At 32.0% G+C, this 23,973-nt stretch carries 22 protein-coding genes; 12 read left to right on the top strand and 10 right to left on the bottom strand.

Going from position 1 to position 23,973, the window contains the following annotated elements; genetic code table 11:
- Positions 1 to 45: 45 nt before the first annotated feature.
- From LG649_RS10730 to groL, 4 genes are all read left to right on the top strand, one after another.
- The gene (locus LG649_RS10730) at positions 46 to 1,002 is read left to right on the top strand and encodes a hypothetical protein (protein WP_226543816.1); all 957 of its coding nucleotides are present in this window, start codon (positions 46 to 48) and stop codon (positions 1,000 to 1,002) included.
- Positions 1,003 to 1,008: 6 nt separating this feature from the next.
- On the top strand, positions 1,009 to 1,359 hold the full coding sequence (gene secG / locus LG649_RS10725; RefSeq protein ID WP_226543815.1) for a preprotein translocase subunit SecG: 351 nt from the start codon (positions 1,009 to 1,011) through the stop codon (positions 1,357 to 1,359).
- Between the two features lie 166 nt (positions 1,360 to 1,525).
- Entirely contained in the window at positions 1,526 to 1,801 is a 276-nt protein-coding gene (locus LG649_RS10720) for a co-chaperone GroES (protein ID WP_226543814.1), read from the top strand.
- A gap of 106 nt (positions 1,802 to 1,907) precedes the next feature.
- Positions 1,908 to 3,539 (top strand): chaperonin GroEL, encoded by a 1,632-nt coding sequence (gene groL / locus LG649_RS10715; protein ID WP_226543813.1) that lies wholly within the window; start codon positions 1,908 to 1,910, stop codon positions 3,537 to 3,539.
- Between the two features lie 259 nt (positions 3,540 to 3,798).
- Here groL and LG649_RS10710 read toward each other — a convergent pair whose 3' ends face one another.
- The 7 genes from LG649_RS10710 to LG649_RS10680 all read right to left on the bottom strand — a co-directional run bounded on the left by LG649_RS10710 (position 3,799) and on the right by LG649_RS10680 (position 12,051).
- Positions 3,799 to 6,441: a TonB-dependent receptor domain-containing protein gene (locus LG649_RS10710; RefSeq protein ID WP_226543812.1), complete on the bottom strand. Its 2,643-nt coding sequence runs from the start codon at positions 6,439 to 6,441 to the stop codon at positions 3,799 to 3,801.
- Between the two features lie 148 nt (positions 6,442 to 6,589).
- A complete protein-coding gene (clpX, locus tag LG649_RS10705; protein WP_226543811.1) occupies positions 6,590 to 7,822 on the bottom strand; it encodes an ATP-dependent Clp protease ATP-binding subunit ClpX in 1,233 nt (410 codons plus the stop codon).
- Between the two features lie 64 nt (positions 7,823 to 7,886).
- The gene (clpP, locus tag LG649_RS10700; RefSeq protein ID WP_044632868.1) at positions 7,887 to 8,561 is read right to left on the bottom strand and encodes an ATP-dependent Clp endopeptidase proteolytic subunit ClpP; all 675 of its coding nucleotides are present in this window, start codon (positions 8,559 to 8,561) and stop codon (positions 7,887 to 7,889) included.
- A gap of 131 nt (positions 8,562 to 8,692) precedes the next feature.
- Positions 8,693 to 10,021 carry a trigger factor gene (tig, locus tag LG649_RS10695; RefSeq protein WP_226543810.1) on the bottom strand — a complete coding sequence of 443 codons (1,329 nt, stop codon included), beginning with the start codon at positions 10,019 to 10,021 and terminating at the stop codon, positions 8,693 to 8,695.
- A 172-nt stretch (positions 10,022 to 10,193) separates the two neighbouring features.
- On the bottom strand, positions 10,194 to 10,541 hold the full coding sequence (locus LG649_RS10690; protein ID WP_226543809.1) for a phage holin family protein: 348 nt from the start codon (positions 10,539 to 10,541) through the stop codon (positions 10,194 to 10,196).
- Positions 10,542 to 10,570: 29 nt separating this feature from the next.
- Positions 10,571 to 11,338: an alpha/beta fold hydrolase gene (locus tag LG649_RS10685; RefSeq protein WP_226543808.1), complete on the bottom strand. Its 768-nt coding sequence runs from the start codon at positions 11,336 to 11,338 to the stop codon at positions 10,571 to 10,573.
- Complete coding sequence (locus tag LG649_RS10680) at positions 11,338 to 12,051, bottom strand: pyridoxine 5'-phosphate synthase (RefSeq protein WP_226543807.1); 714 nt, start codon at positions 12,049 to 12,051, stop codon at positions 11,338 to 11,340. Before LG649_RS10680 ends, LG649_RS10685 begins: the two co-directional genes overlap by 1 nt.
- Positions 12,052 to 12,137: 86 nt before the next feature.
- Between LG649_RS10680 and LG649_RS10675 the strand changes: the two genes are divergently transcribed.
- The 8 genes from LG649_RS10675 (at position 12,138) to murI (ending at position 20,328) form a co-directional block, all read left to right on the top strand.
- The gene (locus LG649_RS10675; protein ID WP_226543806.1) at positions 12,138 to 12,797 is read left to right on the top strand and encodes a CBS domain-containing protein; all 660 of its coding nucleotides are present in this window, start codon (positions 12,138 to 12,140) and stop codon (positions 12,795 to 12,797) included.
- A gap of 3 nt (positions 12,798 to 12,800) precedes the next feature.
- Positions 12,801 to 13,694 (top strand): NAD kinase, encoded by an 894-nt coding sequence (locus LG649_RS10670; RefSeq protein ID WP_226543805.1) that lies wholly within the window; start codon positions 12,801 to 12,803, stop codon positions 13,692 to 13,694.
- A gap of 93 nt (positions 13,695 to 13,787) precedes the next feature.
- Positions 13,788 to 14,474, top strand: a complete 687-nt coding sequence (porG, locus tag LG649_RS10665) for a type IX secretion system protein PorG (protein ID WP_226543804.1) — start codon at positions 13,788 to 13,790, stop codon at positions 14,472 to 14,474.
- Position 14,475: 1 nt separating this feature from the next.
- The gene (locus LG649_RS10660; RefSeq protein WP_226543803.1) at positions 14,476 to 15,216 is read left to right on the top strand and encodes an isoprenyl transferase; all 741 of its coding nucleotides are present in this window, start codon (positions 14,476 to 14,478) and stop codon (positions 15,214 to 15,216) included.
- Positions 15,149 to 17,779: a BamA/OMP85 family outer membrane protein gene (locus LG649_RS10655; protein WP_226543802.1), complete on the top strand. Its 2,631-nt coding sequence runs from the start codon at positions 15,149 to 15,151 to the stop codon at positions 17,777 to 17,779. The genes LG649_RS10660 and LG649_RS10655 overlap by 68 nt, the downstream gene beginning before the upstream one ends.
- A 141-nt stretch (positions 17,780 to 17,920) precedes the next feature.
- Positions 17,921 to 18,949: an OmpH family outer membrane protein gene (locus tag LG649_RS10650; RefSeq protein WP_226543801.1), complete on the top strand. Its 1,029-nt coding sequence runs from the start codon at positions 17,921 to 17,923 to the stop codon at positions 18,947 to 18,949.
- Between the two features lie 32 nt (positions 18,950 to 18,981).
- Positions 18,982 to 19,482, top strand: coding sequence for an OmpH family outer membrane protein (locus LG649_RS10645; protein ID WP_226543800.1), 501 nt, complete (start codon positions 18,982 to 18,984; stop codon positions 19,480 to 19,482).
- A gap of 66 nt (positions 19,483 to 19,548) precedes the next feature.
- Entirely contained in the window at positions 19,549 to 20,328 is a 780-nt protein-coding gene (murI, locus tag LG649_RS10640; protein WP_226543799.1) for a glutamate racemase, read from the top strand.
- A gap of 120 nt (positions 20,329 to 20,448) precedes the next feature.
- On the opposite strand, the gene LG649_RS10635 is transcribed toward murI, so the two are convergent.
- The 3 genes from LG649_RS10635 to LG649_RS10625 are packed head-to-tail and all read right to left on the bottom strand — an operon-like array spanning position 20,449 to position 23,919.
- Positions 20,449 to 20,967 (bottom strand): gamma carbonic anhydrase family protein, encoded by a 519-nt coding sequence (locus LG649_RS10635; protein ID WP_226543798.1) that lies wholly within the window; start codon positions 20,965 to 20,967, stop codon positions 20,449 to 20,451.
- A gap of 39 nt (positions 20,968 to 21,006) precedes the next feature.
- A complete protein-coding gene (locus LG649_RS10630; protein ID WP_226544034.1) occupies positions 21,007 to 21,741 on the bottom strand; it encodes a LytR/AlgR family response regulator transcription factor in 735 nt (244 codons plus the stop codon).
- A complete protein-coding gene (locus LG649_RS10625) occupies positions 21,742 to 23,919 on the bottom strand; it encodes a tetratricopeptide repeat-containing sensor histidine kinase (protein ID WP_226543797.1) in 2,178 nt (725 codons plus the stop codon). It lies immediately after the preceding gene.
- Positions 23,920 to 23,973: the final 54 nt, after the last annotated feature.

Below are 23,973 nucleotides of genomic sequence, written 5' to 3'. Positions count from 1 at the left end.
TTTATAGTACTTTTTTAAAAGAATAAAACAAATTTGGCACCTACAATGAATAAAACCGATTTTACAAACATTATGCTACATCCGGAAACATTAACTTCCGAGCAAACCGATGCAGTAAAATCAATAATAACAGAATTTCCTTACTTTCAGTCTGCAAGAGCCATTTACTTAAAAGGTTTAAAAAATCAAAATAGTTTTAAATACAATTATGCCTTAAAAACCACAGCAGCATATACAACAAATAGAAGCATTTTATTTGATTATATAACTTCTGAAGAATTTATGCAAAATGAAATTTCAGAACACATCAAACAAAATACAGTACATTTAAAAGATATTGAGGTGGAAGCCCAAGATATTTCTGTTAATAAAAGCACTTTAGTAGATGACCATTTAAATCAACAAATTGAAGATACTAATGGTGCATTAGACCCCAATTTGTTTCAACCTAAAGAAGAAAGAAAAACATCAGAAACCAATTCGGATAAAAAAAAAGCGATTGAATTATCTAATCTAGTTGGTATTCCTAAAATAGATCAATCACCAGAACAAATATTAAATTTAGGCAAACCTCTTCCTTTTAACAAAGCTGAAAAACATTCGTTTAACGAATGGTTAAAAATATCGCACTTTGAACCTATCAAACGTGAAAAAAAACAACCAGAAGCTGAATTTGGTGTTGAAACAAAATTGAATTCTAACCCAATTGATGACGATTTAGAAAAGGCCAAAAAATTTGAACTTATAGATAAATTCATTAAGCAAAGTCCAAAAATTAAACCTGTAAAAGACACCATACCCAAAGGTAATTTGGCTAAGGAACAAATGATTCAACCAGAAGCTTTAATGACCGAGACTTTAGCGCGAATTTATGTAGAACAAAAAAATTATAAAAAGGCTATTCAATCATATAAAATTTTAAGTTTGAAATATCCAGAAAAAAGTGGTTTCTTTGCAGACCAAATTAAAGCAGTAGAAAAATTAAGAGATCAAAATAAATAAAAGATAATGAGTACGTTTACAATATTTTTAGCCTTAATAGTAGTAGTAGCATTTTTGCTTATAGTTGTAATTATGGTACAAAACCCTAAAGGTGGTGGGTTATCGTCGTCATTTGGAGGCGGTGGCACTCAACAATTAGGCGGCGTTAAAAAAACAACCGACTTTTTAGATAAAAGTACATGGACTTTAGCAACTGTATTATTAGTATTAATCTTACTATCTAATGTAACAATTAACAGAAGTACTGGTAGTGCAGAATCCAAAGCTTATGAAGCAGAGGAAGCAATTGAGCAACCATTACCAACTCCTGCAGCCCCAGCAACTAATAATGATGCTACCATTGATTCTGTTCAATAAAACAAAATAAAAAACACTTAAAAATGCCAACTGTAAAAGTTGGCATTTTTTATTTACGGAAGTTCCGACAGTGTTTCTGAAAGTTTGTCAGTTGCACTCCAATGGCACATTTTTAGCTTAGTAGCTAATCGTAAATATTAATTTTAAAACTTAAAATATAATACAAATGGCATTGAACATTAAACCATTAGCAGATAGAGTTCTTATAGAACCTGCTGCTGCTGAAACTAAAACAGCTTCAGGAATTATTATTCCGGATAACGCTAAAGAAAAACCACAAAAAGGAACCGTTGTTGCTGCCGGACCAGGTACTAAAGACGAACCTATTACTGTAAAAGTTGGAGACACTGTTTTGTATGGTAAATATGCTGGAACAGAGTTAAAACTTGAAGGTACAGATTATTTAATGATGCGTGAAAGCGATATTTTAGCAATAGTTTAATTGTAACTTTTTCTATTTCCGCAAAAGCGGAAAGCGTATTAACAAAACTAAATTTAATTATATAAGGATCCTTTTTTCAAGGAACTGAAACAAAAATTTAAATAAAATGGCAAAAGATATAAAATTTGATATTGAAGCACGCGACGGATTAAAACGCGGTGTTGATGCATTAGCAAATGCAGTAAAAGTAACATTAGGTCCTAAAGGTCGTAATGTAATTATTTCTAAAAGCTTTGGAGCACCACATATTACTAAAGATGGTGTTTCTGTAGCTAAAGAAGTTGAATTAGAAGATGCTCATGAAAACATGGGAGCACAAATGGTAAAAGAAGTTGCAAGCAAAACCAACGATTTAGCTGGTGATGGTACAACTACAGCTACTGTTTTAGCACAAGCTATTGTAAAAGAAGGTTTAAAAAACGTAGCTTCAGGTGCTAACCCAATGGATTTAAAACGCGGTATAGATAAAGCTGTTGAGGCTATTACTGCCGACCTAGCTAAACAAGCTCAAGAAGTTGGTAACTCTTCAGAAAAAATAAAACAAGTTGCTGCCATTTCTGCAAACAACGACGATACTATTGGTGAATTAATCGCTCAAGCATTCTCTAAAGTTGGTAAAGAAGGAGTTATTACTGTTGAAGAAGCTAAAGGTTTAGATACTTATGTAGATGTTGTTGAAGGAATGCAGTTCGACAGAGGATATTTATCACCTTACTTTGTAACAGATTCTGATAAAATGATAGCCGATTTAGAAAATCCGTACATTTTATTATTCGATAAAAAGATTTCTAACTTACAAGAAATTCTTCCAATTTTAGAGCCAGTTGCACAATCTGGTCGCCCATTATTAATTATTGCTGAAGATGTTGATGGACAAGCATTAGCAACTTTAGTAGTAAACAAATTACGTGGTGGTTTAAAAATTGCTGCTGTAAAAGCTCCTGGTTTTGGAGACAGACGTAAAGCTATGCTTGAAGATATAGCTATTTTAACTGGTGGTACTGTAATTTCTGAAGAAAGAGGATTTACTTTAGAAAATGCAGATTTAAGTATGTTAGGAACTGCCGAAACTGTAACTATTGATAAAGATAATACAACAATTGTAAATGGTTCTGGTGACAATGAAGCTATAAAAGCTCGTGTTAACCAAATTAAAGCACAAATTGAAACTACCACTAGCGATTACGATAAAGAAAAATTACAAGAACGTTTGGCTAAATTAGCGGGCGGTGTTGCTGTACTTTACGTTGGTGCTGCTAGTGAAGTTGAAATGAAAGAAAAGAAAGATCGTGTTGATGATGCTTTACATGCTACTCGCGCTGCAGTAGAAGAAGGTATTGTTGCCGGTGGTGGTGTTGCCTTAGTAAGAGCTAAAGCAGTTTTAGAAAAAATTGAAACTGTAAACTTAGATGAAACTACAGGTGTACAAATTGTAAATAAGGCTATTGAAGCACCTTTACGTACTATTGTAGAAAATGCAGGTGGAGAAGGCTCTGTTGTAATTAACAAAGTACTTGAAGGTAAAAAAGATTTTGGTTACGATGCTAAATCTGAAGAATATGTAGATATGCTTAAAGCAGGAATTATAGATCCTAAAAAAGTAACTCGTATTGCTTTAGAGAATGCTGCGTCTGTTTCTGGAATGATTTTAACTACCGAGTGTGCTTTAATAGATATTAAAGAAGATGCTCCTGCAATGCCTCCAATGGGCGGCGGTGGAATGCCAGGTATGATGTAGGCAGCGGAGTCGCTGCAAACAAGTATTTGCTCACTAAAACGCAGATATTATTTTTATTCGGTATGAGAAAGATACTGGAATATTTAAATACAAAAACGCTTCTCAATATTTTGGGAAGCGTTTTTTATTTTTAATACTACCAAATAAAAAAATCCCACAATAAATATATTATTATGGGATTAAAAATAAACTAATTTCAACAGTCTACTATAACTTAAAAAAGGACTATCAAAGTTTTAAATATTTTAATTTCTGTAGTCTAAAACCTGTATTGAACATTCAATTCGAAATTTCTAGTTTCCCCTGGTAAAGCACCTGCAAACATAGCCTTAGAATAATAATCTTCATTTAAAAGGTTATCAATATTTAATCTTAAATTCCATGTATTGTTAATATTGTAGCCAATACCAGCATCAAAAACGGTATAACTGTTTATGTGTGCACCTGTTAAACTATAACCATCAATGGTACGTTCATCTTCATATCTTACACCTAAATTAATTAACAAAGGATTTTTAGAATTGATAAAGAAGTGCTTATATTCTGTCCAGAATCGTGCATATTTTTTTGGCACACCTTTAGTTTGTTCGGTAGTTACCTCTCCTGAAGTTAGTGTTTGCGGATCTTGCAAAGTACCATTTACATTAAACGATAATTTTTTACTTAAATAATAATTAACATCTAATTCTATACCTTTTGTTCTATCTTCTCGGTCGTAAAAATACTGTGGTACATCAGCGTTATCAACTTCGTCGTAATCTGGGTTAGAATACCCAATATTGGTTCTTGCTGTATTAAATGCAACTAAAGATGCTAGTAAACTATTATCTTGTGTTTTAAAACGAATTCCTAAATCTACAGATAATGCTTCAGAGTCATCTCTATTGCTTTCATCAACTTCATTAATAGATCCCGTTATGCTATAAGCTGTTCTTCCTTTAGCATAATTACCAAAAATTGAAAGTTGGTCAATTGGTCTAAATGTTAATCCTAAATTATAGGTATAACCAGAATCATCAAAATCATAAACAGGTAAATCAGAATATACATTTTCATAATCTTGAGCAATATTAGAGAATGCAACACCTAAACGAGCTGTTAATTTTTCATCAAACAAATACAACACCTCTTGAAAACTTACTCCATAGGCTTCTATTCCCTTTTTATAATCGCTTCTTAAAACTGGATCGTAGTTCCAAAAACTACCGTTAATACTTGCTACGGTACTTGCATCCGATATATCTAAAATATAAGGAACTGGTGTAACTGCTCTACTATCATCTGCATCCCAAATAGACCAATATTTATAATCCAACGATCTGTTTTCATAATTTACACTTAATAAATGCTCTCCTTTTACTTTTCCTAAATTCCAATCATATTTAAAATCTCCAAAGTATTGAAATGCTTTTTCTTTAGTTTCTTGATGCCTGTATTCCTGCCTTCTAGCCGCTAAAGGATATATAACATCATCAATTATTAACGGTGAACGTACACCATTGTGAATAACACCACTTTGTTGATAATAAAAATAATTTAAAGCTCCTGTTTGTCTTGTGAAGTTTGATTCGTAAGTTCTATATAATAACTGATTGGTTATGGTTAAATTCTTAATTGGATTAATATCATAACGCAATTTTACACGATATTCTTTACCTTTATTTGGGTCGGCTATATCGGTAATTAGTGAATGATCTCCAATATCGTAAGGCTCTAAACCATCTAAAGTATTTAGTGAATTAGCTAATATTTGTCTTTGTTCGTCAGTTAATTGAATACCCAAATATTCTCCTGTATCTGGATCGGTTTGTGTATCATTAACAAGGCTTGTCCAGCTATAGTCACTTAAAATACCTGGTGTGTAAAGCCTAACCGGATCTCCAATGGCATCAATATCTATGGCATCTTGAATTACGGCTCCAGACAAAGTTATATTATGTTTATTTGATGGCGATTTAAAAGTTAAAGCACCGTAAGTTTCAAATCTATCAGAAGAAACATCTCTATAACCATCTTGGGCTTCAGAAGCAGATACTATTCTAAATGCAAATTTATTTGACAAAGGCGCTGTATAATCAACCATAGCTCTATAATGATTCCATTGGCCAAGTTTAATTTCAGCCAAACCATGTTCTTGAAACAAAGGCTTTTTTTCTACAAAATTAATAACACCTCCTGCTGACCCCATACCATAAAGCCCTGTTGCAGGACCTTTTAAAACCTCAATACTTTCTACATTAGTTAAAGATCGTGTAGGGTTGTAACTATTTCCTAAACCGGCACCAGAATACATACCATCTAAAGTATAATTAGCATCTAGACCTCTAATAATTAAATTATCTCCAATGTTATAATTATTTCCTGCCTGTGTAACACCACTTACGTTTCTAATGGCATCTTGCAAATTTGTTATTCCTTGCTGATCTAAAATCCCCCTATTTACAGCTACTATTGCCGCTGGAGTATTCATTAAACTCATATTAGACTTTGTAGCTGTTCTAGTTTCTACAATAACAGCCTCAATATTTTTACCATTTACTACAACTTCGTTTAAATTTTCGCTACTCTCTTTTAGAAGTACATTTAAGGTTAAAGTGTTTGCAGTTAAATTAATTACTATTTCTTTTTGTTGATATCCTAAATACGAAACCTTTAAAATATACTTTCCAGTTGGCGCATTAAGCTCATACAAACCATTAACATTGGTGGTTACACCATAAGTTGTTCCTTTAAGTACAACAGTAGCATCTGCAATAGGCATATTATTTTCATCCTGAACTTCACCTTGTATTTTTGATAATGTGTTTTGTGAATTTGCTGTATTAAATATTGCGAAAAATATAATAAGCCACATTTTTAATTGTAATAAGCCTATGGGCAATCTTCGTTTTTGATCTATCATTTTATGTGATTATAAATTTTCGGGCAAATTTAATATTTTTATTTAGATTAAATAAAAATAAGTGATTTAATTTTAGATTTTGAACAAAATAAAAACGCTTCTCAATATTTATTGAGAAGCGTTTTAAACGAAAATTTAATCTGTTTTTTTATGAAACTGCCTTAAGCTTTTTTAAAGTAGTTTTTGTAAGCTTTTCTTCTGCGTAAGCTTTTGTCACATTTAATTTTTTCTCTTTACTACTTGGTAGTTCAAACATTGCGTCAGTTAAAATTTCTTCACAAAGTGAACGTAAACCTCTGGCTCCTAATTTATACTCTATTGCTTTTTCAACAATAAACTCTAGGGCACCATCTGTTATACTAAAGTCTATATCGTCCATACCAAACAATTTTTTATATTGTTTTATTAAGGCATTTTTAGGCTCGGTTAAAATTGCTCTTAATGTTTTAGCATCTAACGGATCCATATAGGTTAGTACTGGCAAACGACCAATTATTTCTGGTATTAATCCAAAATCTTTTAAATCTTTTGGTATAATGTATTGAAGTAAATGATTCTGATCTACAACATCATCAGACATTGAAGCACTGTAACCAACAGCTTGCATGTTTAAACGTTTTGAAATAACGCGCTCAATACCATCGAAGGCTCCTCCTGCAATAAACAGAATATTTTCGGTATTAACCTCTATAAATTTTTGATCTGGATGTTTACGACCTCCTTTTGGTGGTACATTTACAACAGTTCCTTCTAACAGCTTTAATAAGGCTTGTTGAACACCTTCGCCCGATACATCTCTAGTTATAGAAGGGTTATCGCTTTTACGTGCAATTTTATCAATTTCATCTATAAAAACAATTCCTTTTTCTGCTTTTTCTAAATTATAATCGGCTGCTTGTAATAGTCTTGTTAAAATACTTTCTACATCTTCACCTACATATCCAGCTTCTGTTAAAACTGTAGCATCAACAATAGCTAAGGGTACATTTAACATTCTTGCTATCGTTTTAGCCATTAAAGTTTTACCGGTTCCTGTTTGCCCAACCATAACGATATTACTTTTTTGAATATCGATATCATCCTTTGTTGGGGTTTGTAATAAACGCTTGTAATGGTTATATACAGCTACAGACATTACTTTTTTGGTAACATCTTGACCAATTATATATTCATCTAAAAACTCTTTTATTTGCAGTGGCTTTTTAAGCTTTAATTCCGCAGATAAATCGCTGCCATCGTTTTGCTTCGATTCTTCTAAAACAATACCATGAGCTTGCTCGATACATCTGTCGCAAATATGCGCATCTAGACCTGCAATTAATAAGTTAGTTTCCGATTTTTTACGACCGCAAAATGAACATTCTAATTCTTCCTTTGCCATTAATCTATTTCTATTTTTTGTTGTAAATCACTGTAAATCAATATTAAATTTACAAAATTATATTTTAATTACGAGCCAAAATCTCATCAATCATACCGTATTCTTTAGCTTTATCGGCTTTCATCCAGTAATCTCTATCACTATCTTCATATATTTTGTCGTAATCTTGCCCTGAATGCTTACTTATTATTTTATAAAGTTCTTCTTTTAAAGTAAGAATTTCTTTGGCTGTAATTTCAATATCACTGGCTTGACCTTGGGCGCCTCCAAGTGGTTGATGAATCATTACGCGAGAGTGCGTTAAACCACTACGCTTACCTTTTGCTCCTGCACAAAGTAAAACCGCACCCATTGAAGCTGCCATACCTGTACAAATTGTGGCCACATCTGGCTTTATAAACTGCATAGTATCGTAAATACCCAAACCTGCATAAACGCTTCCTCCTGGTGAGTTAATATATATTTGAATATCTTTATTAGCATCTGTACTTTCTAAAAATAGTAATTGTGCTTGTACAATATTTGCTACCTGATCGTTTATTCCTGTTCCTAAAAATATAATTCTATCCATCATTAAACGTGAAAATACATCGAAAACAGCTATATTCATTTGGCGTTCTTCAATAATATTTGGCGTTAAATTGGTTGGATACATACTGCTTATTATTTTATTGTAGTATGTACTGCTTATACCTTGATCTTTTATCGCGAATTTTTCAAATTCTTTTGCGTAATCCATATATAATACGAAATTTATTTTATAATTATTTGATTTAAAATAAGTTAAATCAAAAATTTATTAAGTTTGTAATAAAAAGGCGCTTAAATCAATAGATTTAAGCGCCTAAAGATAAGCATTTAATTTTTTAATTACTTGTCGCCGTAAACTTCTTTAACAAAGTTTTCGTAACTTAATTCTTTTGTTTTAAGGTTTGCTTTTTCTTTGTAAACCTCTAACAATCTCTGACTTATTATTTGTTCTGAAATTCTGCGAGCTTCATCTTGGTTAGATAATACACGAGCAGCAATATCGTCTAATTCTTTATCTGATGGATTCATTTGACCGAATTGAGCCATTTGCGCTTTAATCATATTACGTGCATGATCTTTAATATCATCCATAGTAATTTTAATATCGTTAGCTTCAATTAATTTACCTTCAATTAATTGGTAACGTAAGCTTTTTTCAGACTTTTCGTATTCTTCTTTAGCTTCTTCTGCATTCATTTCTTTTTCACCTGCAGTTTGCATCCATTTTGTTAAAAATTCTGCTGGTAAATCGAATTTTGTGTTTTCAACTAAATATTCAGTTACGTCGTTTAATAACTTTTGGTCTGCTTGCTGCACAAATTGCTTTTCAGCGTCTTCCTTAATCTTGTCTTTAAGCTCAGTTACAGACTTTACGGTTCCTTCACCAAAAAGCTTATCGAATAACTCTTGATCTAAATCTGCAAGTTCACGCTTGTTTATTTCGTTAATGGTAAAGTTAACTTCAATATCTAAACCATGTACATCGTCGTGACTTAATTTTAAAGCGTGCATTAATTCATGCTCATCGCTATAAAGGCCTTTTGTTTTTAATGTAATTACATCGCCAGCTTTAGCTCCTATAAATTGTTTTTCGGTAGCTTTTCCTTCAAACTTATCTAAAGTTAAAGTTACTTTATTATCTATTTCTTTTTCTTCGTTGGTAAAAGTTCCTGTAATTTCACTGTCTTTTTCAACAGTATCTTGAGATACTAATTTGCCATATTGTTTTTGAATACGCTCTACTTGCTCATCAATCATTTTATCGTCTGCAACAATATTGTATTGCGTAATGGCTTTTTTACCTTTTAATTCTACTTCAAATTCTGGAGCTAAACCTAATTCGAATTCAAATGAGAATTTTTCGGCATCCCAATCAATATCATCTTGAGGTTTTGGTAATGGTTGCCCAAGAACGTCTAATTTCTCTTCGGTTAAATACTTGTTTAAAGCATCTTGTAAAAGCTTATTTACTTCATCAACTAAAACGGCTTTCCCGTATTGTTTCTTCACCATTCCCATTGGCACATGCCCTTTTCTAAAACCAGGAATGTTAGCTGTTTTTCTGTAATCTGTTAAGATTTTTTCTACTTTATCGCTGTAATCTTCTTTTGCGATATCTACTTTTACTACAGCATTTAATGCATCAACGTTTTCTCTTGTAATATTCATTGTAACAATATATAACCTATAAAGGTGTTTAACAATTTAATGTAGGTTTTACAACCCAAACTTTACCAATTTCGCTTTCGCGGAAATTCAACTTTAACAGAAATTAAAATCGGGATGCAAAAGTAAGCTATTTTTACATCCCAACAAAGTTTTTAATTACTTGATTTTTAGACTACTTTTTGTCTTCTTTTAGTGTAGATTGTACTATAGATTGCAAAAACGACAATAATAAACTAAATAAAATAGCTGTCCAGATACTACTTACCGAAAATCCGGCTATTAAATTATCTGCAAGCAAAATAATTATTGCATTAATTACCAAAAGAAATAGCCCTAAAGTTACAATGGTTATTGGCAAGGTAAAGATGACTAAAATTGGCTTTACAATTAAGTTTAAAATAGAAATAACTACAGCTACAATTACTGCTGTAACGTAACTATTTACGTAAACGCCACTTAAAACATGCGCTAAGGCGAATACAATTATAGCGTTTAAAAGAAGTTTTATTATTAATTTCATAAGGATTGTTTTATTAAATATAACAAAACTTAGCTTAAGAATTTCATAACAGATTCATAAAACTCTTTAGGATTTTCGGCATGTAACCAATGTCCTGCATTGGAAATGGTTACAATTTTGGCTTTTTCAAAATGACTTTTAATAATACTTTCGTCTCCAACCCCTATGTATTCCGATCGGTCTCCACGCAAAAACAAAGTGTCTTTACTAAATGTTTGTTGTGTTGGTAAAGCTTCACCTACTTCTCCTACTTCATTTTTTAATACTTCTAAATTTATACGAAGCCCTAATTTATCTTTAGTAACGCGGTAAACGTTTTTTAGTAAAAATTGTCTAGTACCAAAATCACTAACATATTCACTTAACATTTTGTCGGCTTCTCCTCTACTTTTAATGGCATCAAAATTTATAGCACTTAATCCGTTTAAAATGCCATCGTGATGCACCGGATAAAAACGCGGAGAAATATCGGCAACAATTAATTTAGAAACATATTCTGGATATAAGGTAGAAAACATCATAGCTGTTTTACCTCCCATAGAGTGACCTAACAAAACAATATCTTTAAAGTTATTATGGTCGCAATAGTTTTTTAAATCTTGGGCTAATACTTCGTAGTTAAATGTTTCGCTCCAAAAACTACGTCCATGATTTCGTTGATCTATTAAATGCACTTGATAACCTTGCTCGCTAAATTGCTTACCTAAAGTTTTCCAGTTATCGCTCATACCTAAAAAACCATGCAAAATTATAAAGGGTTTACCTTCGCCTAAAATATTTGAATAAAGCTGTTCCATTATTTTAATTTATGTAAATACATTTGTATAACATTTTCTGCACCTAAATATAAACTTTCAGCTATCAAGGCATGACCTATAGAAACCTCTAACAACCCTGGAATATTTTCTTTAAAATACTTGATATTATCTAGAGATAAATCGTGTCCTGCGTTTAAACCTAAACCTAATTCTCCTGCAAGTTTTGCACTTTCGGCATAAGGTTTTATTGCATCTTTATTTCCTAAACTATATTGGTGCGCAAAAGCTTCAGTATAGAGTTCTATTCTGTCTGTTCCTGTAGCTTTTGCTCCTTCTATTTGCTCTAAAACAGAATCTACAAATATTGAAGTTCTAATATCGTTTTGCTTAAATTCTTTTATAACATCAATTAAAAAATCTTTATGCTTTATGGTATCCCAACCAGCATTACTTGTAATAGCATCAACCGCATCTGGTACTAAAGTAACCTGTGTAGGTTTTATTTCTAAAACCAATTTCATAAAAGATTCTACCGGGTTTCCTTCAATATTATACTCTGTATAAACTTCTGCTTTTAAATCTCGAGCATCTTGGTAACGAATATGGCGCTCGTCTGGCCTTGGGTGTATGGTTATGCCTTCTGCCCCAAAACGCTGCGCATCTTTGGCAAATTGCACTACATTTGGCATATCGCCACCTCTGGAGTTTCTTAATGTGGCTATCTTGTTAATATTTACACTTAACTTAGTCATAAATCTATTTTTATTAAACAAAAATACAAAGTAGAACAGGCTTACATAGTATTTTTTTGATTAATTTGCAGCTAAATTAATGGCTTATGAATCTTTCAGAATTTATAATTAACGACGTTAAACCTATAGAAACGCAAAATAAAATTAGCGATTTACAGCTTCTTTTTAATCAATTAACATTTTCTCATATTCCAGTTAAAAACGAAAATAATAATTATCTGGGGTGTTTTTCTGAAACAGATGCACATTGTTTTGAAGCCGCAAAGAACTTAAAAGAATACACCTATGCGCTTGAAGATTTTTTTGTTCGAGATACAACTTTATGGTTAGATGTACTAGAGGCCTTTGCGAGAAATGAAACCAATATAATGCCTGTACTAGATGCAAAAAACAACTACTTAGGCTATTACGAGTTAACCGATTTTGTAAGTCTTTTTGCAGAGTCGCCCTTTTTAATTGAACCTGGCGGAATTTTAGTTGTAGAAAAAGGACTTAACGATTATTCTTTTAGTGAGATTAGCCAAATTATTGAATCGAACAACGGAAAACTTCTAGGTGCTTTTATATCTAAAAACAATAGTGATTTAACGCAAATTACACTTAAAGTTGGTAACACTAGTTTAAATGATATTATACAAACCTTTAGAAGATATAGCTACAACATTATTTCAAACCACGAAGAAGACAGCTTTGTTGCCAACTTAAAAGAACGAAGCGATTATTTAAACCGATATTTAAACATTTAATTTATGAAAGTTGCCGTTTTTGGACGCTATTACAACAAAACAACAAGCAAATCTGTTGAAACATTGTTTAATTATTTGTTTAGACAAGGTATTGAAGCCTACATTGAAGATGAATTTTATAATTTAATAAACAACGAAGCCCATAATATAAAAGGCTTTGAAACCTTTAATAAATTTGATCACCTAGATAAAACCTTCGATTTACTTGTAAGCATTGGTGGCGATGGTACAATTTTAAGAGCTATTACTTATGTAAAAGACATAGATATACCAATAATTGGTATAAACACTGGCCGTTTAGGTTTTTTAGCAACTATACATGTTGAAGCGATTGAACAAGCATTTCAAAATATAATTGATGGCAAATACAAAATTTCCGAACGCAGTTTATTAGCCGTTGAAACATTACCAACAAATAAAGATGTAGAAGATTTATATTTCGCATTAAACGAAGTTACTGTTAGCCGCAAAAACACAACATCTATGATAACCGTAGAAACTCACTTAGATGGCGAACACTTAACCTCCTACTGGAGCGACGGTTTAATAGTATCTACACCAACAGGCTCTACAGGATATTCTTTAAGTTGTGGAGGGCCAGTAATTACACCAGGCGCCTACAGCTTTGTGCTCACACCAATAGCACCACATAATTTAAGTGCACGCCCCTTAGTTATACCTGACTCAACAGAAATACAATTAAATGTTGATGGCAGAGAACAACAGCATTTAATATCGTTAGATTCCAGAATTGCGACTTTAGATAATGGAACCATTATTAAAATTAAGAAAGCCGATTTTACTATTAAAATGATAGATTTATTCAATGAAAGCTTTTTAGACACCTTAAGAAAAAAATTGCTTTGGGGTGAAGACAACCGAAATCAAAAACAATAATTTATAAGAAAATCTGTTTTAAACTCAGACTAAAAGGGTCTTACACATTGTAGACTCATCTTATTTATTATATTTGCAAACTTTTGAATGTTTATGAAGCGATTTATTCTATTAACATTAAGTATTTTAAGCTTAAGCTTTTCTTACTCACAAATTAATGAAATTGGTATTTATGCCGGAGGCAGCAATTTTATAGGAGATGTAGGATCAACAAAATATATTGCTCCAAATGCTGCCGCATTAGGTTTAGTTTATAGATGGAATGCTAGCCCAAGACATTCTTGGAGGTTTTCTGTTATTTATTCTGATATTGAAGCTTTTGATAATAAATCGGATGATCCAAGAAGAATACAACGAAACTACAGTATAGATACAGATATCTTAGAACTAGCAGCAGGTATGGAGTTTACGTTTGTAGATTTTAATCTTCATGCTGAACATACAATAGCTACACCATACTTATTTGCTGGACTAAGCGCTGCAAATCACGACAATTATTATTTTGATAATGGCATTAGTTTACCTGAAGGCACAAAAAGTTGGGCTTACGGTATACCCATGGCAATTGGCTTTAAAACGAATTTTTTAGGTAATTTTATTCTTAGTTTCGAAATTGGTGCACGATACACATTTTCAGATGAAATCGACGGAAATATTCCTAACTCAAACAGCAGACAAGAATACAGATTCGGAAATATAAATAACAACGACTGGTATGTATTTACAGGTTTTACCTTAACTTACACCTTTGGAGAAAAACCATGTTATTGTGTAAATTAAAATGAATTTAAAAGAGAACATAAAACTTAATCGACTACCTAAACATATTGCCATTATTATGGATGGTAATGGCCGTTGGGCAAAACAACAAGGCATGATGCGTGCTTTTGGCCATGAGAACGGAACCAAATCTGTAAGACAAACTGTTGAAGCCTGCGCGGAACTAGGTGTTGAAAACTTAACGCTTTACGCCTTCTCTACAGAAAACTGGAAACGCCCTAAACTAGAAGTACAAACTTTAATGAAACTTTTAGTTTCCTCCTTAAAAAAGGAAATTTCAACATTACAAGACAACAATATTAAACTTTCGGCCATAGGTAATTTAAAAACATTACCCAATAAAGTGCATAACGAACTTCAAGATGTTATTAACAAAACTAAGGATAATTCAAGAATGACTTTAACCCTTGCATTAAGTTATGGTTCTAGAGAAGAATTACTAAACACTGTTAAAGAAATTAGCATTAAAGTTAAAAATAATATAATTTCGCCGGAAAATATTGAAGAATCAATTATAAATAAGCATCTTTACACGCAAAATTTACCAGACGTGGATTTGCTTATAAGAACTAGTGGAGAACAACGTATTAGTAATTTTTTGCTCTGGCAAATCGCTTACGCCGAGTTGTATTTTACTAAAATACTATGGCCAGATTTTACCAAGCAGCATTTGTATGAAGCTATTATTGAATATCAAAAAAGAGAACGACGATTTGGGAAAACAAGTGAACAACTTAGCTAAAAATTCACCTTTAACATATACTTTAAAGTACACTTTAGCATTTTTATTTTTAGTAGCGAGTATAAAAACTAACGCTCAAGAACTAACCTACAACCAAGGAAAAAAATATACCATTGGAGAAATTACTGTTTCAGGAGACACCTCTTTTAACGAACAAACTATAATTTCATATTCCGGATTAAGAAAAGGTAAAGAAATAAATATACCTGGCGAAGAAATTGCTAACGCAATTAAAAAACTATGGAACTCTAAATTATTCAACGATATTGAAGTCTATGTATCTAAAGTTGAAGGTGATGTAGCTACACTTGAAATTAGGCTTTCAGATTTACCTCAACTTAATTTATTAAAAATCTATGGGGTAAAAAAGGGTAAAAAAGAAAATATTATTGAAGAAACTAAACTAAAAAAAGGAACAAAAGTTACAGAAAACCTTATAACAACCACCAAAAATTTCCTAGAAAAAAAATACAAAAAAGACGGTTTTTTAAACACAAAAGTACATATAAACACCGTTGAAGTTAAAGATTCCATACCAACATCCCGTGTTAACATGGTGCTTAACATTGATAAAGGAGAAAAAGTAAAAATAAAAGATATTGAATTTGCAGGCAACGATGTTTTAAGCGATAAAATGCTTAGAAAAGCCATGAAAAGCACCAAAAAAATAAACAGACTTCGCATATACAAACGTTCAAAATTTATCGATTCTGCATACCAAGCAGATTTGGATCACGTAGTTGATAAGTACAAAGAAAACGGTTACAGAGATGCACGTATAATTACAGACAGCGTTATTTACAACGACGATAAAACAATATCCTTAAAAATAGATGTAAACGAAGGAGAGCTTTACAAATTTGGTAACATAACTTTTATTGGTAATACTGTATACTCTAACGAATATTTAAATAGTATTTTACGAATTAAAAAAGGAGATACATACAACGGTGTAGAATTACAAAAACGTATCGCAGACGATACTAAACCAGATGGTTTTGATATTACTAACCAATACCAAAATAACGGCTACCTATTCTCGCAAATTAATCCCGTTGAAGTAAGTGCAGATAATAACATTATTGATATTGAAGTTAGAATTACAGAAGGGAAACCAGCATATTTCAACAAAGTAACTGTAGTTGGCAATGATAAAACAAACGACCATGTTGTCTATCGTGAATTACGTACCAGACCGGGTCAACTTTACAGTAAAGCAAATGTTGTTCGTACAGTAAGAGAACTTGGGCAGATGGGCTTTTTTGATGCTCAAGAAATAGCTCCAAACTTTATAAACCCTAACCCTAATGAAGGTACTATCGATATGGAATATTCTGTGAAAGAAACAGGATCTAGCCAAATCGAACTACAAGGTGGTTACGGTGGGGGTGGTTTTATTGGTACACTAGGCTTATCATTTAACAACTTTTCAATTAAAGATATATTTAAAAAAGAAGCTTACAAGCCAATTCCAATGGGAGACGGACAAAGCTTAGCATTACGCTTACAAGCTAGTCGTTTTTTCCAAACCTATAGTTTTTCATTTTCAGAGCCTTGGCTAGGAGGTAAACGTCCTGTACAATTCTCTACTTCATTATCGCATACTAAACAGTTTTTATACAACTATCAAACAGGAAATGCAGATAAAAGCCAAAGTTTCAATATTACAGGTATTACTTTTGGTTTAGCAAAACGTTTATCTGTTCCAGATGATTACTTCACACTTTCACAAGCTGTTAGTTTTCAGCGTTATGACTTAAACAACTACAACACAGGTTTATTTACATTTGGCGATGGTTATTCAAATAACTTATCTTATACTATTGGTTTAAACAGAAACAACACCAGTGTAGATCCTGTATTCCCTACAGCAGGTTCTAAATTTGGTATTACTGCTAAATTAACACTACCATACTCATTATTTGATGGTGTAGATTACGGGGAATTGCTAGAAGAGCGTGAAACTGCCGACTCTGACAGAATTGGAGAAATAGACCAAGAAAGATACAAATGGTTAGAGTTTTATAAACTTAACTTTAAAGGCGAATGGTATACACAAATTGTAAAAAACTTAGTATTACGCCCACTAGTGGAATTTGGATATTTAGGAGCTTATAACAAAGACAGAGGTGTTATACCTTTTGAGCGTTACTTTTTAGGAGGTGATGGACTAGCAAACTATAGTTTAGATGGTCGTGAAGTAATACAACTTCGTGGCTACCCTAACCAATCTTTAACACCTTTAGACCCATCTACAGGTTCTGCATCTGCAGATGGAGGTAGTATTTACAACAAATTCTCGTTAGAGCTTCGTTATCCTATTACTTTAAGTGCTTCAGCAAAAATATATGCTTTAGGATTTTTAGAAGGTGGTGTTTCTTACAATGATTTTAAAAATTATAACCCTTTTAATGTAAAACGTTCTGCAGGTTTAGGCGTGCGTATTTTTATGCCAGCTTTTGGTCTATTAGGTATAGACTTTGGTCATGGTTTCGATCCGCTACCAGGTGAAACCACCAAAAATGGTTGGGAAACACACTTCATAATTGGACAGCAATTTTAAATAGAAATTTATTTTGGCACGATATTTTCTATTAACACTTCGATGTTTTGCATGATAATTAAAATTTTTAATGTTAAAATTCGTTAATTTTGAAAACAGTAAATTTACGCAGGTAAAATTTTACTTAAACATTTAAAATCTATGAGTTCAATAACTATAAAATATAACCCCATGTACAACAGAGTTCTTTTTTTATTGACACTAGTTTTTACAATTAGCTTATCGTCTTTTGCTCAACGTGGTTTAAGAATTGCTTATATTGACACCGAATATATTTTAGAAAACGTACCAGAGTATCAAGAAGCATCATCACAACTTAACACCAAGGCTGAAAAGTGGAAAAATGAAATCCACCAAAAATTAACAGCCATAGAACAAAAAAGAAAAGAGTTAAGTAACGAAAAAGCATTATTAACAAAAGAGTTAATAAACGAGCGTGAAGAAGATATTTTATTTGAAGAACAAGAAATTCTGGATTACCAACAAAAAAGATTTGGGCCAAATGGCGATTTGTTTATTCAACAAAAACAATTAATGCAGCCCATACAAGATCAAATATTTGCTGCAGTTCAAGATATGGCCGAAGGTAGAAATTACGACATGGTTTTAGATAAGGCTGAAGTAAACATGCTATATTCAAATAAGGCATACGATATTAGCGAGCAAGTAATTAGAAGTATAACAAGAACAGCTAAACGAAATCAAGCCCAAACGAGAGCTGAACGAAAAACTGCTGAAGAAGAAGATTTAATTCCTGAAGTAAATCCAGAATTAGAAGCTAGACAAAAAGCTCTTGAAGAAAAAAAAGCAGCTAGAGAAAGTGCCATTGAAAAAGCCAGACAGGAAAAGTTAGCAGCAAGAGAAGCAAAAGTTAAAGCCGCAGAAGAAAGACGACAAAAAATAATAGAAGAACGCGAAAAAGCAAAACAAGCTAAAGCAGAAGAAACAACAAATACAACTGAAGAGGCTACAGCTAAATCAGAAGAAGCTAAAACCACTGAAGAGACAACTGGAGAAAAAGAAACGACTAAAACTAAAGAGCAACTTATAGAGGAAAACAGGCAGCGTAAATTAGCTGAAAGAGCTGCTCGTAAAAAAGCGCTTGAAGAAAAAAAGAAAAAAATACTAGAAGAAAGACAAAAAGCTAAAGACAGCTTAAACAATAATTAATAATTTATAACACACAATTAATACATTAAAAAATGAAACACTTAAAAACTATTTTATTAGCAACTGCATTATGCATAGGAACAATTAGCTTTACTCAAGCACAAAGCAAAGTTGCACATATAAACACACAAGAATTAATTGCTGCAATGCCAGAAGCAAAGGCTGCTCAATCTGAACTTGAAACACTTGGTAAAACTTACCAAACAGATATACAAGCTTCTATTACAGAATACCAAAACACGGTTAAACAATACGAGGCTGAAGCAAACACTAAAACCGATGAAGAAAACCAAAAGCGCGGTTTAGAGTTACAAGAAAAACAACAACGTATTGCACAATTTAGAGCAGATGCACAAAAACACATTGCAGAGAAAGAAGCTGAATTATTTAAGCCTATTCAAGAAAAAGCAATGAACGCTATTAACGAAGTAGCTAAATCTTTAGGGTACGACTATGTTTTAGATAGATCTACTTTAATTGTTGCTGAAGGAAAAGATATTTCTGCAGATGTAAAGAAAAAATTAGGTATTTAATAAAACCTTTACTCCAATAAATAAAAAAGCTGCTTTTTAAAGCAGCTTTTTTATTTTTGTTAAACTATGAACACAAACGCTATTGGTATTTTTGATTCTGGAGTTGGTGGCACTTCCATTTGGAAAGAAATAAACGCACTTCTTCCAAACGAAAACACAATATATTTAGCCGATAGTAAAAATGCACCCTATGGCCCAAAAGGTAAAGATGCTATTATAAATTTAAGTATTAAAAATACTGAGTACTTACTAAAGCAAAACTGCAAGCTTATTATTGTGGCATGCAATACGGCTACTACTAATGCTATAGATTATTTAAGAGCTAATTACAGTATTCCTTTTATTGGTATTGAACCCGCCATAAAACCAGCAGCTTTACAAACAAAAACTAACACTATTGGTATTTTGGCTACACGTGGCACATTAAGTAGTACATTATTTTCTAAAACCTCAACTTTGTTTGCTAGCAATATTAAAGTTATTGAGCAGCATGGTGATGGTATTGTTGAACTTATTGAAGGCGGAAAGTTGTTTTCTGATGAAATGAAAACTCTTTTAAATCAATATTTACAACCTATGATTGATGCTAACATAGATTATTTAGTTTTAGGTTGTACGCACTACCCCTATTTAACGCCTTTACTTATTAATATTTTACCTAATAATGTTAAAATTATAGATTCTGGTGAGGCTGTAGCTAGACAAACTAAAACGGTTTTAGAAAAACTTAATCTTATTAACAATAGCTTTAAAACTATTGAACACAGTTTTTATATTAACGGTAATACAGAGGTTTTAAAAAGCTTAGTAGGAACCGAGTTTAAAGTTGATTATTTAGATTTTTAACGAAAACTAAATTGCGTTAGGGATTGAAACGGCATCCTTTTTTGAGGCACGAGAAAAAGATATAGTGTAAAGCCCGACACCGACCTTAGGAGGTGGAACGCCAATAAACTTTATTTAAAATTATTCTTCTTTAAACCAACTTGAATACTTTATATAATTATTGGCTATTCTATCGATCTGACCAGATATTAACTCTTGGCTTATATTTTTTATTTTTTTTGCTGGAACGCCAGCGTAAATACTACCTGACTTTATATGAGTATTTTGTGTTACAACCGCTCCGGCGGCAATAATGCAATTACTTTCAATAATACAATCGTCCATAATAATGCTTCCCATGCCTACTAAAACATTATCGTGAATTGTACAACCGTGTACAATGGCATTGTGCCCTATTGACACGTTATTACCTATAGTTGTGGGAGCTGTTTTATATGTGGCGTGAATTACTGCTCCGTCTTGCACATTTACTTTATTGCCCATTTTTATATAGTTAACATCACCTCGAACTACTGCATTAAACCAAAAACTGCATTGGTTTCCTACTGTAACTTGACCTACAATTGTGGCATTTTCGGCTATGTAGCAATCGTTTGGTATTTCTGGGTGTTTTCCGTTTACAGGTTTTATAATTGGCATGTTGGTTTTTTATTTATAAGTACTAATTTAAGTATTGATTTATTTAAAATAAGCTAATAATTGTGCTTTTTTTGATGCAGATACCATAATTTCTTTACCGTTACTTAAAATTACGCTTCCACCCTTTCCTTTTACATATTTTTTTACTTCGGCTACGTTTATTAAATAGGATTTATGTACTCTGGAAAATGTTGAATTGCTCAGCATATCGTCAAAATACTTTAAGGTTTTACTTACTATTTTTTTTGTGTTATTTTTTAAATAAATTTCGGTGTAATTGTCGTCGGCTTTACAAAATAAAATATCTGAGGTTTCTATAATCTCGAAGCCGTCTAATTGTGGTATTGTTATTTTACCACTTACTGTATTTGTATTTGGCACTAAAATTTGGTTTTGTAGAGCTTCTTCTTTTTGTTTTATATTGGTTACATAATCTACAGCCTTTATTAATTCATCTATTGAAATAGGCTTCATTAAGTAGTAACTCGCGTGCGCATTTAAAGCATCAATAGCGTAATTGTTGTAGGCTGTAACAAAAATTGTTTCAAAATTTATATCACCTACTTTATCTAGCAAATCAAAGGCATTACCATAAGGCATTTCTACATCTAGAAAAACGACATCTAATTCGGTTTTACGAATTAAAACTATTGCTTCGTCTATGTTTGACGCTTCGCCTAAAACTTGAATATTAGGACAATATTTTTGCAGGTAGTTTTTTAAAATGTCTCTGCTTGTTTGCTCATCTTCAACTATTATAGCTTTTAGCATTATTTAGTCTTTTTTTAGTGTTACTACTACTTTAGTTCCCACATCTTCGGTGTTTTGAAAATCGCTTACCTCAACATCTACCTTATCTTTATACATTTCGTTTAAAATTGATACGCGCTTTTTTATATTGCCCATACCTTTAGAATTCTGTTTTTTTTGATTTTCGGTTTTTAAAGCTTTAGATTTTTCTCTTCCAATACCATTATCTGCTACAATTATTTGTATTTGGCTGGGGTTAGATTGCTTTAGTTCTATTTGTAAAAATCCTTTTTCTTTTTTGTAACGTAACCCATGCCACACGGCATTTTCTATATAAGGCTGTAATAACATAGGAGGAATTACAAAATCTTGAATCTTGATACTCGGGTCAATTTTTATTTGATAATTAAATTTATCTTGAAACCTAAAATGTTCAAGTTGGGTGTAAAGTTTTAATAGTTCAATTTCCTTTTCTAAAGGAATAAAATCTTCTTCACTATTCTCTAAAACAGCACGCATTAACTTTGAAAAATCGGTTAAATATTTGTTTGCTGTTCGTTCGTCGTTTAAAGCAATAAAACTGTTTACAGAATTTAGTGCATTAAATATAAAATGCGGATTCATTTGGCTTCGTAAACTTTTTAATGCCAATAAATTGTTAGCAAACCGCTGCTGTTTTATGTTTTTATACATTAAAAAAGCTAAAACCAATAATAGTAAAACACCTATTATTAGCGAGTAAATAATGAGTTTTTGACGCTTTGCCTGTTCTGTTGATAATTGATATTGACTTTCGTTTAAAGCTCTGTCATTCTCTAAACTTAAAATTCTATTCTGTTTAATGGCAATATCTCGACTAAAACGGGCTGCTTGTGATATTTCTTGTTCCTTTTGGGCATAAAGCTTATCTACAAGTTCTACATATTCTTGGTAAGTAGTTAAAGCTTTATTAAACTCGCCTGCATCTCTGTAAATTTCTGAAAGACGGCGTGTAGCATCTTTTTGTACAATTAAGTCGGCTTTATTATCGGCTTCTGTTATACTCTTTTTAAAATATGGAATGGCATTATTAAAATCTTTTTGTGCTGCGTATGCATTTCCTATTTTATAATTTTGTTTTTGAGGGGTTAACGCACTTGAATTATCGAAAACAGAATCGTATTCAATGTCGTTTATAGTGTTTAAAGCTTCTTTTCTTAACTCAATTTCATCTGAAAAATTTTTGTTTTCGCTCTCAAAATCGGCAACTTTTATTTTTTCTTCTACTGCTCGTTTTTGGTTTTCTGTATTTGCCAATTGCATGGATTTATTAAAAAACCCTTTGGCTGTTTCGGGCTCTCCATTTGCATTGTATGTTTGTGCTATTTTTGAGTTTAAATCGGTTATTTTAGGTGTAATTAAATGTTTTTGTGCTATGTTTAAACCTACTTGATAACTACTAATAGCTTTGTGGTAAACTTTAGTAGAATAGTATACGTCTCCTAAACCTTCATTTAACTCTATAAGTTGCCAGTTTGATAAATTAGCTTTGTTTATGCCATTGTAAATTGATAAACTTTCTTGATAATTTTTATTTTGCTTATAAGCTTTGGCTAGTTTTAATTTTACCAGATTAGAATTTATACTTTGTAAGCTTATACGGTAATTATAAACCGCTAAATCAAACTGTTTCCAATACATATAAATATCGCCTAAAACTTCATAAGCATCAGCGTTTTGTTTAATTGAGTTACCTTTTTCTAATGCATTAGCGGCAAACTCTAAACTTGTTTTAGCATCTTTTTTTAAGTAGGTTTCAGCAGAATCTATTAAGGCATTAAAGCTTTCAATATTATACCTAGATTTTGATTTACGCTTCAACATACTAGCTTCGTACTCTGCGTTAGGTTGTACCTTTACTAATAAACGTTCATTGCTTTTTATGGTGTAATAAACAGTTTCAAAATCTTTGTGCTTAATAGTTAACTCATCTCCTTTTCTGGCCTCAATTCTAAATTCACCAAAGGTGTCTGTTGTAGTATAAGCACCTCCATTTACTTCAATATTTACATTTTGTATAGGCTTATAGGTATCAATTTCTACAACAGAACCCCTAACCGTAAACTTGGGTTGTTGAGCTATACTTTCTGTATTATTTTGTGCAAGTGTAACTAACCCACACAACAAAAACCAAAGCCTTAATGTTTTTTTAAACAATTGCATAGCTAAACATACGTACTTTACTTGGTATATTAAAATGGTAAGTTTTTAAAAACA

Source organism: Neotamlana laminarinivorans, from assembly GCF_020523925.1.
Lineage (GTDB): Bacteria > Bacteroidota > Bacteroidia > Flavobacteriales > Flavobacteriaceae > Neotamlana > Neotamlana laminarinivorans.
This window is presented reverse-complemented; position numbering and strand designations above follow the sequence as displayed.

Bases quoted from the DNA above. Each gene is read 5' to 3' on its own strand.
- LG649_RS10730 (WP_226543816.1), top strand. From the start codon at position 46: ATGAATAAAACCGATTTTACAAACATTATGCTACATCCGGAAACATTA.
- secG (WP_226543815.1), top strand. From the start codon at position 1,009: ATGAGTACGTTTACAATATTTTTAGCCTTAATAGTAGTAGTAGCATTT.
- LG649_RS10720 (WP_226543814.1), top strand. From the start codon at position 1,526: ATGGCATTGAACATTAAACCATTAGCAGATAGAGTTCTTATAGAACCT.
- groL (WP_226543813.1), top strand. From the start codon at position 1,908: ATGGCAAAAGATATAAAATTTGATATTGAAGCACGCGACGGATTAAAA.
- LG649_RS10710 (WP_226543812.1), bottom strand. From the start codon at position 6,441: ATGATAGATCAAAAACGAAGATTGCCCATAGGCTTATTACAATTAAAA.
- clpX (WP_226543811.1), bottom strand. From the start codon at position 7,822: ATGGCAAAGGAAGAATTAGAATGTTCATTTTGCGGTCGTAAAAAATCG.
- clpP (WP_044632868.1), bottom strand. From the start codon at position 8,561: ATGGATTACGCAAAAGAATTTGAAAAATTCGCGATAAAAGATCAAGGT.
- tig (WP_226543810.1), bottom strand. From the start codon at position 10,021: ATGAATATTACAAGAGAAAACGTTGATGCATTAAATGCTGTAGTAAAA.
- LG649_RS10690 (WP_226543809.1), bottom strand. From the start codon at position 10,541: ATGAAATTAATAATAAAACTTCTTTTAAACGCTATAATTGTATTCGCC.
- LG649_RS10685 (WP_226543808.1), bottom strand. From the start codon at position 11,338: ATGGAACAGCTTTATTCAAATATTTTAGGCGAAGGTAAACCCTTTATA.
- LG649_RS10680 (WP_226543807.1), bottom strand. From the start codon at position 12,051: ATGACTAAGTTAAGTGTAAATATTAACAAGATAGCCACATTAAGAAAC.
- LG649_RS10675 (WP_226543806.1), top strand. From the start codon at position 12,138: ATGAATCTTTCAGAATTTATAATTAACGACGTTAAACCTATAGAAACG.
- LG649_RS10670 (WP_226543805.1), top strand. From the start codon at position 12,801: ATGAAAGTTGCCGTTTTTGGACGCTATTACAACAAAACAACAAGCAAA.
- porG (WP_226543804.1), top strand. From the start codon at position 13,788: ATGAAGCGATTTATTCTATTAACATTAAGTATTTTAAGCTTAAGCTTT.
- LG649_RS10660 (WP_226543803.1), top strand. From the start codon at position 14,476: ATGAATTTAAAAGAGAACATAAAACTTAATCGACTACCTAAACATATT.
- LG649_RS10655 (WP_226543802.1), top strand. From the start codon at position 15,149: ATGAAGCTATTATTGAATATCAAAAAAGAGAACGACGATTTGGGAAAA.
- LG649_RS10650 (WP_226543801.1), top strand. From the start codon at position 17,921: ATGAGTTCAATAACTATAAAATATAACCCCATGTACAACAGAGTTCTT.
- LG649_RS10645 (WP_226543800.1), top strand. From the start codon at position 18,982: ATGAAACACTTAAAAACTATTTTATTAGCAACTGCATTATGCATAGGA.
- murI (WP_226543799.1), top strand. From the start codon at position 19,549: ATGAACACAAACGCTATTGGTATTTTTGATTCTGGAGTTGGTGGCACT.
- LG649_RS10635 (WP_226543798.1), bottom strand. From the start codon at position 20,967: ATGCCAATTATAAAACCTGTAAACGGAAAACACCCAGAAATACCAAAC.
- LG649_RS10625 (WP_226543797.1), bottom strand. From the start codon at position 23,919: ATGCAATTGTTTAAAAAAACATTAAGGCTTTGGTTTTTGTTGTGTGGG.